13 protein-coding genes and 1 pseudogene are annotated in these 11,057 nt (G+C 28.7%); 5 read left to right on the top strand and 9 right to left on the bottom strand.

The features are described from left to right. A pseudogene (locus tag EZH24_RS02795) lies at positions 1 to 556 on the top strand (methionine--tRNA ligase); the annotation flags it as partial. Positions 557 to 581: 25 nt separating this feature from the next. Further along, the gene (locus EZH24_RS02800; RefSeq protein ID WP_137997611.1) at positions 582 to 1,367 is read left to right on the top strand and encodes a cell division protein FtsQ/DivIB; all 786 of its coding nucleotides are present in this window, start codon (positions 582 to 584) and stop codon (positions 1,365 to 1,367) included. Here EZH24_RS02800 and pyrF read toward each other — a convergent pair. Genes pyrF through EZH24_RS02815 form a run of 3 tightly spaced genes read right to left on the bottom strand, consistent with a single transcriptional unit; the run spans position 1,360 to position 4,436 of the window. After that, the gene (gene pyrF / locus EZH24_RS02805) at positions 1,360 to 2,706 is read right to left on the bottom strand and encodes an orotidine-5'-phosphate decarboxylase (protein WP_137997612.1); all 1,347 of its coding nucleotides are present in this window, start codon (positions 2,704 to 2,706) and stop codon (positions 1,360 to 1,362) included. The two genes, EZH24_RS02800 and pyrF, sit on opposite strands and share 8 nt — an antisense overlap. 28 nt (positions 2,707 to 2,734) lie before the next feature. Beyond that, positions 2,735 to 3,646: a dihydroorotate dehydrogenase gene (locus EZH24_RS02810; RefSeq protein WP_137997613.1), complete on the bottom strand. Its 912-nt coding sequence runs from the start codon at positions 3,644 to 3,646 to the stop codon at positions 2,735 to 2,737. A 13-nt stretch (positions 3,647 to 3,659) separates the two neighbouring features. Beyond that, positions 3,660 to 4,436 carry a dihydroorotate dehydrogenase electron transfer subunit gene (locus EZH24_RS02815; RefSeq protein WP_137997614.1) on the bottom strand — a complete coding sequence of 259 codons (777 nt, stop codon included), beginning with the start codon at positions 4,434 to 4,436 and terminating at the stop codon, positions 3,660 to 3,662. Positions 4,437 to 4,629: 193 nt separating this feature from the next. On the opposite strand from EZH24_RS02815, the gene frr reads away from it, so the two are divergent. The 3 genes from frr to EZH24_RS02830 are packed head-to-tail and all read left to right on the top strand — an operon-like array spanning position 4,630 to position 6,796. Further along, the gene (frr, locus tag EZH24_RS02820) at positions 4,630 to 5,178 is read left to right on the top strand and encodes a ribosome recycling factor (RefSeq protein ID WP_137997615.1); all 549 of its coding nucleotides are present in this window, start codon (positions 4,630 to 4,632) and stop codon (positions 5,176 to 5,178) included. Beyond that, the gene (locus EZH24_RS02825; protein ID WP_137997616.1) at positions 5,175 to 5,891 is read left to right on the top strand and encodes an isoprenyl transferase; all 717 of its coding nucleotides are present in this window, start codon (positions 5,175 to 5,177) and stop codon (positions 5,889 to 5,891) included. The genes frr and EZH24_RS02825 overlap by 4 nt, the downstream gene beginning before the upstream one ends. Continuing rightward, on the top strand, positions 5,891 to 6,796 hold the full coding sequence (locus EZH24_RS02830; protein ID WP_137997617.1) for a phosphatidate cytidylyltransferase: 906 nt from the start codon (positions 5,891 to 5,893) through the stop codon (positions 6,794 to 6,796). Before EZH24_RS02825 ends, EZH24_RS02830 begins: the two co-directional genes overlap by 1 nt. Before the next feature lie 21 nt (positions 6,797 to 6,817). Here EZH24_RS02830 and EZH24_RS02835 read toward each other — a convergent pair whose 3' ends face one another. From EZH24_RS02835 to EZH24_RS02860, 6 genes are all read right to left on the bottom strand, one after another. Next, positions 6,818 to 7,507: a hypothetical protein gene (locus tag EZH24_RS02835; RefSeq protein WP_137997618.1), complete on the bottom strand. Its 690-nt coding sequence runs from the start codon at positions 7,505 to 7,507 to the stop codon at positions 6,818 to 6,820. 27 nt (positions 7,508 to 7,534) lie between these two features. Then, positions 7,535 to 8,008: a hypothetical protein gene (locus tag EZH24_RS02840; RefSeq protein ID WP_137997619.1), complete on the bottom strand. Its 474-nt coding sequence runs from the start codon at positions 8,006 to 8,008 to the stop codon at positions 7,535 to 7,537. Beyond that, positions 8,005 to 8,712 (bottom strand): hypothetical protein, encoded by a 708-nt coding sequence (locus tag EZH24_RS02845; protein ID WP_137997620.1) that lies wholly within the window; start codon positions 8,710 to 8,712, stop codon positions 8,005 to 8,007. Before EZH24_RS02845 ends, EZH24_RS02840 begins: the two co-directional genes overlap by 4 nt. Before the next feature lie 82 nt (positions 8,713 to 8,794). Beyond that, entirely contained in the window at positions 8,795 to 9,604 is an 810-nt protein-coding gene (locus EZH24_RS02850; RefSeq protein WP_137997621.1) for a metal ABC transporter permease, read from the bottom strand. A gap of 1 nt (position 9,605) precedes the next feature. Beyond that, positions 9,606 to 10,358 carry a metal ABC transporter ATP-binding protein gene (locus tag EZH24_RS02855; protein ID WP_137997622.1) on the bottom strand — a complete coding sequence of 251 codons (753 nt, stop codon included), beginning with the start codon at positions 10,356 to 10,358 and terminating at the stop codon, positions 9,606 to 9,608. Continuing rightward, positions 10,358 to 11,057: metal ABC transporter substrate-binding protein (locus EZH24_RS02860; RefSeq protein WP_137997623.1), on the bottom strand; the 700-nt coding region annotated here is incomplete at its 5' end. The genes EZH24_RS02860 and EZH24_RS02855, both read right to left, overlap by 1 nt.

Consider the following 11,057-nt stretch of genomic DNA (forward strand, 5'->3'; position numbering starts at 1 on the left):
TTATTGGCAAATATTTTTCGTTGAAACTCCAAAAAAAGTTTTTAACAGACTTGGACTTTCAGATTCCGTGCCTTTGGAAGACGCTAAAAAATGGGGTTCTTTGAATGCGGGAATAAAAATCGAAAGAGGCGAAGCTTTATTCAAAAGATACGATATAGAAGAAGAGATAGGAATAAAACCGAAAGAAAATAAAAAAGAAATTAATCCTCCAAAAGACGATAAACATAAACCGAATATAGAAAAAGAAGAATTTGAAAAATTGGAATTATTAACCGCAAAAATAATATTCGCGGAAAAAGTCGAAAACGCGGACAAACTTATTAAATTCGTAGTCGATATAGGAGCGGGCGAACAAAGAGTAGTCATTTCTTCGATTGCAGAATATTATAAAGCGGAAGATATGATTGGAAAAACCGTTCTTTATTTGGCTAACTTGAAACCTAAAAAATTCAGAGGAATAATGTCTCATGGAATGCTTTTGCTTGCAGACAACGGAAAAACTTTATCCATAATGAAAGCGGAAAAAGATTTTGAAGCGGGATGCGAAGTAAATTAAAAGTAAATAATAAATTGTAATAAAAATGAAAAATAATAAATTCAAAAATCAATTTAACGAAAGCAAACTCAGAAAAAAATTAAGAAAAAATCAAATGTCCAAAAAACAAAAAGATATTTTAAAAAAAATGTTTATATCTTTTTTGGGTTTGATTCTTATTTGCATTTTTGTAATAATAATAAATAAAGCGAAAGTTTTGAGAGTGGAATTGAGAGGATTAAATTTTTTGAATCCAATCGATATAATAGAAGAAGCTGAACTTTCAAAATACAATAATCGAAGTTTTTTTAATATTCCTAAAAAAGAAATAAAAAACGAGATTGAAAAAAATATAAGGCTTGAAGTGGAAAATATAAAACTCTCTTTTCCCGATTTGCTTATAATAAACTTAAAAGAAAAAGAAACTTTATTTTTGCTCGAATCCGAAACGGGAATATACGAAATTACGGACGAAGGCTACATTATAAAAAACGACATTATATATAATTACGATGTTCCTTATATTACGGGCTTGACTATTAACCCGACTAATACAAAAATTGAAAACGATTACGCTCAATATTTTGTTTCGGTAATTTATGAGGTTAAAAAAAATAATAAAGATATTTATAATTTAATTTCAGAAATAAACGCTTTTGGAAACGATTTGATACTTTATCCGAGAGGCTATCCCGTTCAGGTTATTTTGGAGAAATATGTTAAGGCTTCAAAATTTATTGAACTTGCCGCAATATTAAAAACGGTTAGGGAGCAAGCGAGCGCGACTTATAGAATAGACTTTAGATTTGACGAAGCGATAACGGTTAATTAATTTTCCATTGTTCTGGATTTTTATTCCATTCTATCGCTATTTTAAAATCTTCCTCGCTTATAAATTTTTTGTCTTTCGCTATTTTCATTAAAGTTGAAAAATTTGATAACGAAGAGAATTTTATTTTTGCCTCTTCAAAATTTTTACTTGCCTTTTCAAATTCGTAAGAGAATATGGATATTATTTCAAGTCCAATCGCTCCTTCTTCTTTAGCCGATTCAAAAGCCTTAATCGAACTTGTTCCTGTGGAAATTAAATCTTCTATCAATATTAATTTTTTGCCTTTGCATTCCGCTCCTTCGATTTGTTTTCCTTTGCCATGTTCTTTTTTTTCGCCTCTTATATAGCATAAAGGTTTATCTAATTCGTAAGCGATAAACGAAGCCCAAGGAATTCCCGCGGTTGCAGTTCCTCCGATTATATCGAAATCTTTATTTTTCAATATGTCGACAAAAGCGTCAATAATAATTTTTCTATATTTTGGAAAACCGATTATATATCTGTTGTCGCAATAAATCGGACTCTTTATCCCCGACACAAAAGTAAAAGGATTCTTAATATTTAATTGCACTGCGTTCGTTTCAAGCAATGCTTCGGCTATAAGTTGCGATTTTAAATTTTTATTATTTTCAATTCCTTCGGCTATCTCTTCTATAATCATTTTGCAGGCTTTGACTCTGTCCTCGCTTTTAGTTATCGGTCTTCCGATTACAATATAATCGCATCCGTTTTCCATCGCTTCTTTAGGAGTCATTATTCTCTCTTGGTCATTGCTTTCAGCCCATTTTGGACGAACTCCAGGACATACGGTTATAAAAGATTCTCCGCATTCTTTTTTTATAATATTCGCTTCTCTCGGAGAACAAACCACGCCGTTTAATCCCGCTTCTTTTCCTAATTTCGCCCAATTTACCGCAAGGTCTTTAAGAGCCAAATTTGAATTAAACATGTTTTTTATATCGTTTTCGGACAAACTCGTTAATATTGTCACTCCTATTACCAAATTATTTTTATTAAGTTTTTTTATTTCTTCTACGGTTTTTTCCATCATTTTTTTACCGCCGCTTGTGTGAACATTAAACATAAATATATTTTGTTTTGCCGCAAATAAAGAAGCCATAGCGGTAGTATTCGGTATATCATGAAATTTCAAATCTAAAAATACTTTTTTGTTTTTGCTCGCCAAATATTCTATTATCTCTCCTTTTGTGTATAAAAAAAGTTCGAGTCCCACTTTATAAAATACAGCGTTGTCTCCCAATTCGTCTATAAGTTTTACCGCTTCGTTCATAGAATTGAAATCCAAAGCTATGATTAATCTTTCTTTAGGGTTTAACATTTTAAATTCTCCTATCAAACATTTTAAATTATTTATGCGCTATTCCTATTAATTCGTTTATATCTTTTATTTTATTTTCTTTAATATAATTTTCAATTCCGTTTATAACCTCGATTGGAAGAATCGGATTTGAAAATATTCCCGAGCCGATTGAAACTAAAGAAGCTCCCGCCATCATAAATTCCAAAGCGTCATTATAGTTTTCTATTCCGCCCATTCCTATTATTGGAATTTTCACTGCATTGAATACTTGATAAACCATACGAACGGCTATCGGCATTATGCATCCTCCCGACAGTCCTCCGAAAATATTTCCAAGCAAAGGTTTTTTAGTTTTTATGTCGATTTTCATCGCTAAAAAAGTATTTACTAAAGAAACGGAATCTGCCCCCGCATTTTCAACCGATTTTGCTATTTCCGTTATATCGGTAACATTTGGAGAAAGTTTTACTATTAAAGGTTTTTTAGTTAAAACTTTTTTGACGGATTTAGTTAAATTTTCCGCAGTTTTGCAATTTATACCGAAAGCCATTCCTCCGTTTTTAACATTTGGACAGGATATATTTAATTCTATAAAATCTATTCTTTCAATTTCGTTTGCAATTTCGGCAACGGCAATATATTCTTCTTCGCTCTCTCCGTTTATATTAAGAATTATCGGCGTTTCATATTTTAGATTTCCGATTATTTTATCTCTAAAATATTCAACTCCGGGATTTTCCAAACCTATAGAATTAATCATGCCAGAAGGAGTCTCGGCTATTCTTATCCCTTTATTTCCGTCTCTTTTTTTCAATGTAATTCCTTTTAAATTTACGGCTCCGAGTTTATCGACATCGAAATAATTATTATATTCTTCTCCGAATCCAAAACAACCAGAAGAAGTTATAACGGGATTTTTTAATTCTTTTCCTAAAAAATTGATTCTTAATTTTGACATAGTTATTTTAATTTTATATTACTAAATATTTCGCGTCAAATACGGGACCGTCATGGCAAACTTTAGCGTTCTTAATTTTTTTTTCTTCTTTCAAATTTTGTAAATTATCAAATACTTCTATATTGCATCCCAGACAAGCGTTGACTCCGCAAGCCATTCTCCTTTCCATTGAAGCGAAACATTTTATATTTTTTTTCAAAACCAATTTTATTATTTCTTTCATCATAATTTCGGGACCGCAGGTATAAATCAAATCAAAATTATTTTCTTTCAATAATTCTTTAGTTTTATCCACAGAGTTGCATTTATCTCCGACAGAACCGTCATCGGTGGTTATATAAAGTTTAATATTTTCTGTGTCGAAATATTCAATTATTTTTATCGCTTTTTCATTAGCTCCGCCAAAAATCAAAGTAATATTATTTTTCTCTTTTAATTTATTTATTAAAAGTTTGAAAGGCGCTATTCCCATTCCGCCCGCGACTATAAGCAAATTTTTATTTTTTATATTTGTTTCAAATCCGTTCCCGAGAGGTCCATGTATATTTACAATATCCGATATTTTGGATAAATTTTTTGTTCCTTCGCCTTTGACTTGATAGTAGAATTCCAAAATATTTTTATCCGCATTATGAACGCTTATTGGACGCCTCAAATATTTTTCGCATTCAATCATAAAAAATTGTCCAGCTTTCGTATATTCGGACGATTTTTCGGATTTTAATTTTAATAAATATTTATCTTCGGAGATTTTTATATTTTCTATTATTTCGCATTCTTCCAAAAACATAAAAAGCCTTTTGTAGATTTTTTATTTGAATATAAATTTATTAAAGTATAACATATACTATATATAATTTAAAGCCTATTAAACTAAATTATAATTATTTATATAATAAATCTAATAAAAAATATTTGCTTTTATTTGTAAATGAATTATAATCTATATAAACATAATTTATTTTAAAATTTAAGGATTGTCTATGTCAAAAGAATCTTATAAAGAAAGAATGGAAAAAACTATTAATAGTTTACAAAACGATTTAAAAGGAATAAGAACGGGAAGAGCGAACGCTTCTATTTTGGACGGAATAAAAGTCGAAGCCTACGGAAGCAATATGCCTTTGAAACAAGTCGGCAATGTATCGACTCCAGACGCTAAAACTATTATGATTCAGCCTTTCGATAAAAGTTTAATCGGCGATATAGAGAAAGCGATATTAAAATCCGATTTGGGATTCAATCCTTTCAACGAAGCGGGAAATATTAGAATTGTAGTTCCCGAGCTTACTAAAGAAAGAAGAGAAGAACTCAAAAAAGGCGTAAGACATAGAGGAGAAGAGGCGAAAATATCGATTAGAAATATCCGAAGAGATGAAAACGATAAAATAAAAAAAGAATTGAAAGATAAAAATATAACGGAAGACGAATCGAAAAATCAAGAGAAAAAAATACAAAATGAAACCGACTCTTTTATAAAGAAAATAGACGAATTGATTGGCGCTAAAGAAAAAGAATTAGACACTATATGATAAACGAGAATATTCCAAAGCATGTGGCTATAATAATGGACGGCAACGGAAGATGGGCGAAGGCTCATAACAAAAGCAGAAGTTACGGACACAGAAGCGGAAGCGAAAATGTGATAAAAATTGTGGAAGCCTGCTGCGAACTCAATATTAAGTATTTGACTTTATACGCTTTTTCAACGGAGAATTGGAAACGTCCCGAAGAAGAAAAAAAAGCTCTCTTCAAATTATTAAAAGAATTCTATAAAAAAGAAATTAAAAGATTAATATCGAATAATATTTTGGTTAAACATATTGGAGATATTGAAGCTTTTCCGAAAGACACGATAAAAACTATTAAAGAAACGGAAAATGAAACCGCAGAAAAATGCAAAAATCCTGTATTGACGGTTATTTTGGCTTTAAATTACGGTTTTAGAGATGAGCTTAAAAACGCAATAAAAAATATATGCGCCGACATAAAAGAAGAAATTATAAATATGGAAGATATTGACGAAGATTTAATTTCCAATTATTTATATACGAAAAATATTCCAGACCCCGATTTTATTATAAGAACTTCGGGAGAGAAACGATTGAGTAATTTTTTAATGTATCAAGCGTCCTACAGCGAATTATATTTTACAAAAACATTGTGGCCCGATTTTTCAAAAGAAGATTTCAAAATTTCTATAGAAGAATATTCAAATAGAGTAAGAAAATTTGGGGGCTTATAATGAGGAAAAGGCTTATATCGGTTGTTTTAACTTTGCCGTTGTTTATAGTAATATTATTTTATGACAAAGTTATATTTTTATTCCATTTATTAATATTATCAATTTCAATTTTCAGCGCGCTTGAAATTTTTTATATGGCGAAAGTGCATAGACAAAAAAATTTAAGGACTGTAATAACTACAATGATTGCGATGGTTTTGGGATATATTATAACAATTTGCGGAACTAAAGTTTTTGCGGGCGATTTTTCTTCTTTATATAAAATAGTTGAAACAAAAAATCCTTCAATGGATTTGTCTTTGATTATGGTTTTCGCTTTGATAGCCGCTTTATTTTTGATAAATATTTTTAAGGTTAATGTTTCTTCATTCGAGGAAAAAGGAAGAGCGATATTAACCGCGGTTTTTTGCTTTATATATGTCGGGCTTGGAATTTGGCATATATCTTTAATGAGATTTATGCCAAGCGGAAAATATTATATAGTTTTTATATTTTTATGCGCGTGGTTAAGCGATACGGGAGGTTATGTAATCGGGCGAAAATTGGGAAAACATAAACTTTCAAATACCGCTTCACCGAATAAAAGCGTTGAAGGTTTTATCGGAATGTTTATATTAACGATTCCTTTGATTTTGATTTATTATTATTTATATTCAAAAAATTATCTTACTAATTTACTTGGCGCAAATATTCCAAATTTTTCGTTATGTCAAATAGTCCTTTTAACTTCTATATTCATTCTTACAAGTTTTTTGGGAGATATGGGAGAGAGTTTGATAAAGAGAATGTATGACACTAAAGATTCTTCAAAAATATTTCCAGGTCATGGCGGAATTTTCGATATATTCGACAGCGTGATATTAACCGCTCCGATTTCTTATTATATATTTTTATTGTTGCAATAAGTAAAAATTTATTATCTAACTTTAAATATAGTCTTTTTCTTTAAGAATGAATTTGTATTTTTTATTAAAATCTTCAACGATTATATCGCTCCCATCGAAATAAGTTTTATAAGTAAAATCCAATTCTTTATTATAATTTTTTAATACGATATCTCTGACATCCGTTAAAATTATATTTTTATTGTCGAGTTTGTTCGGGTTTGAAAAATCGTATATTAAATAGCTGAATATTCTTTTGAAGGCGTTATTTTTTTCTTCCGAAAGATAAAAAACATAAAAAATAATTCTGCCGTTTTCTATAAAATAATGCTCCAAATCCACAAATACCAATATTCCTTTATTTTCGATAAATTTATTATTATAAAAATTAATTTCTTCTTTATCGTTTTCCAAATTCAAAATAGAAAAACCAGATAAATCTCTATTGAATATAAAATAATTATTTTGATTTTTATGTTTTAAGATTTTGAAAATTTTCGCGTCATCGCTTTTATAATAAAAAATTTTCTTATCAAAATTAAAAATCTCTCTTTTATATCCGATTATATCTTTGTTATGAATATTGCCGAAATATTTTTTATGTTTAATAGTAAATTCGTTATTTATTTTATTTTCTTTTTCTTCGGTAAAATATTTTTTGTCAAATAAACCGCCGTATTTTAGCCAATGATTTTTATATTCTTCGGTATAATAAAAATTTTCAAGTTTCATGCTTTTAGTATAGAATAAAATTTCTATTTAATCAACCTTAAAAATAATCGGGATTATAAAACAAACTGCAAACGCAAGTATTCCGTAAACATAGATATAAAGAACTGTTTTATCGTTTCCAATATCGGCAGATGCTTCGGATTTAAAAGATTTTATGATTGTTTTTATATTGCAAACGGAAATTATTATTAAATGAATAAAAATTGTTATATTCGTTAAAAGCAAAATTATTTTTGTCGCAGTTATTTTGTATTCGATAATTCTAAATATCGTTGCGCTTAAAACTACCAAATTAAATAACGCGGAAAAAATCGGAGCTATCAAATAAATCGCTTTTGTGAAAACTCCAGATTTATAATTCGGAGAGATAAAAAATAATGTAACCGCAATTAAAACGAGAAGAATATTATAAGTTATAAAAATAAATTTATTTTCGTAAGGACGAAGCAACGGAGAGAAAAGTCCGAGCAACGCGATAAATTCTAAAAATAAAAAAATCAAAATAATTCCTCTTTTTTAAATGTTGAAAATAAAATATATGAAATAAAAGGAATAACTCCACAAAGAAAAACAAAAATTATAATCGGAATTTTGAAAAATAAAAACATTTCTAAATCGCCATTTAATTCAAAATCAAAAATTTTGTTCATTATAGACAATAATAGAATATATAAAATCCAAATAATAAATAATATAAAATAAATTATTAAAGAAAATATTATCGTATTTCCCGTTAGCGTAAAAAATTTATTTATGTTTTTAATGTCGTTTATTATAAATTTATTGTAGGATAAACATACCAAAATAAAAAATATAACCAAAAAAAATATATTTGTAATTATAAGCATTTGAAAACACGGCATATTTAATTCTGTGTTTGTCAAATATAAAAAATCTATTGGAATTAGATAACTTAAAAAATGCCAAATTAAAAATATTAAAAGAAACGAAAGAAAAGACATCAAAATAACTTTTTTATTTAGCGGATATAAATTAAAAATTAACGAATAACAGAAAAAATAAAATATTTGAAAAGCAAAAGAATTGGTAAACATTGTCCGTATAAATTCTTCTCCTTTGTAATAGGATTCAAAATCAAATAGAATTCCCATATATGCGAGATAAGGAATAATCGCAACCGCCGATAAAATCAATACGGAAAGAAAATAAATAATTTTTTTAGTTTTTTCATTATTAAACATCATAAAATTCTCTCTTTACAAATTAAAATATTATTCTTTAAATATTAAATATTGTTTAAAATATTATTTAAAAATTTAGCCTTTATTATATATTATTTTTTGATAAAACGTCTTTCAATATAACGACAATCAAAAAACCGATTATGCTTATCAAAACTATTGTGGCTCCTGGTTTTAATCCGAAATAGTAAGAAATAAATATTCCAGCGATCGTCCATAATAAATTGAACAAAACGGAATATATTATGTTTTTTTTATAACTTCCCGCTACCTGCAAAGATGTGGCTACGGGAATAACAATCATTGAAGAGACGATTAAAGCGCCAACCGTTCTTGCCGATATTGAAATCGTAATCGCCGTTAAAATTGTAAAAATAAAATTTATTCTCCTAACGGGAACGCCCGACAATCTCGCGAGTCTTTCGTTAAAAGTTATATAAAAAATTTCTTTATAGAGCAAAATAAATGTTAATATCGAAATTAAACCTATTATAATAATTAGTTTAAGTTCAAAATCGCTTATCGCAACGATGCTTCCGAATAAAAAACTATTGAAATTGACATTATTTGCCACAAAGCCCGACATTAGTCCCGCCAAACCTACGCTTAATGACATTATTATAGCTATTGACATCTCTTCGTATTTTGAGATTTTTTTTCGTATATATTCTATAGACAATGCGGCTAAAATGCAAAAAATTACCGAAGCTAAAATCGGATTAATATTAAAAACGAGTCCGAAAGTTATTCCCGCAAGCGAAGTATGAGAGATTGCATCTCCAATCATAGATAATCTTTTTAATACTATGACTACTCCGATGCATGGAATTATAAAGCCTAAAATTATTCCGACTAAAAAAGCTCTTCGCATAAAATCGAATTGAAATATTTCCATTTTAGATTCCTCCAATATTGCTATTATTGCTATGCGGATGTTTATGTTTATGCGATAATTCCAATTCCAGCTGTTCCTTGTCGAGTTCCATTAAATTTCCTTCCTCGAAGCAGAATATTTTTGAAGAAATTTTTGAAGCTTTTTCAATATCATGCGTCACCATTATTATGGATATGTTTTTATTTTTATTTAAATCGCTTAAAATATTATAAATTATATCTACAGTTTCAGAATCGACTCCGTTTGTCGGTTCGTCTAAAATAAGGATTTTTGGATTTGCAACTAAAGTTCTCGCTAAAAATACTCTTTGAATCTGCCCTCCAGAAAGTTTTGAAATTGTCCGTTTTGAATATTTTTCCATTCCTAAAAGTCTAAGAGATTCGATAACTTTAGCGCGACAATTTTTATTTGGGAATTTAAAAAGTCCAATATCGCAAAACATATTCGACATAACGGTTTCGTAAACAGTCGCGGGAAAGTTTAAGACTTTATAATAAGCGTTCTGTTCCAAATAGCCGATACAATACAATCGATTAAATTTTTTTATATCGTCTCCAAAAATTTTTATTTCGCCTTTATTTTGATTCAATTCTCCCAAAATTAATTTTAAAATCGTGCTTTTGCCCGCTCCGTTTGAGCCGATTATTGAAACAAAATCTCCTTCGTTTACAGAAAAGCTTATATTTTTAAGTATGTATTCGGAAGTATAACCGAAATAAACTTTATTGAATTCTATAATTTTATTATTATTCATTAATTAAGTCCGTCAAGTAAAGATATAAGATTTTTTTCCATAATAGAAAAATAATCTTCTCCCGCTTCAATATCTTTTTCGATTAAAGATTCTATAGGATTCAAAGTCAATATTTTAATTTGAGTTTCTTTCGCTATGGAATCTACCAATTTTGAACTTGAAAACTCTTCGTAAAATATCGCTTTCACATTATTATTTTTTATGAATGTTATAATATTTGCCATCGCTTTTGGGTCCGCTTCGTCTCTTGCGATTGCGATTTGATTCAAAGAATATTCCTTACAAAAATGTCCGAACGCTGGATGAGTCAAAACCAAATTTCTATTTTTTATATTCGATAAAGAAGTTTTAATTTTATTATCGAGTTCGTCCAAACGATTTGCGTATAAATTATAATTAGAATCGTAATAATCTTTACTTTCAAAGTCGATTTCTATTAAACCGTTTTTTATATTTTCCATTTGGATTTTTGCATTTTTCGGCGATAACCAAAAATGAGGGTCTAAATTATTTTGATTATTTATATTGCTCGAAGAATCGACATATTTTATATTTAAAGTTTCTTTAACCGAATCAACCCAATGCTCCATTCCTCCGCCATTGAAAATAAATAAATCGGCTTTCGACAGATTCGCCATATCTTTTGAAGTTATTTCAAAATCATGAGGCTCTGATCCTGTAGAAGTCATATTATATACA

This window comes from Brachyspira catarrhinii (assembly GCF_005518285.1).
GTDB lineage: Bacteria > Spirochaetota > Brachyspiria > Brachyspirales > Brachyspiraceae > Brachyspira > Brachyspira catarrhinii.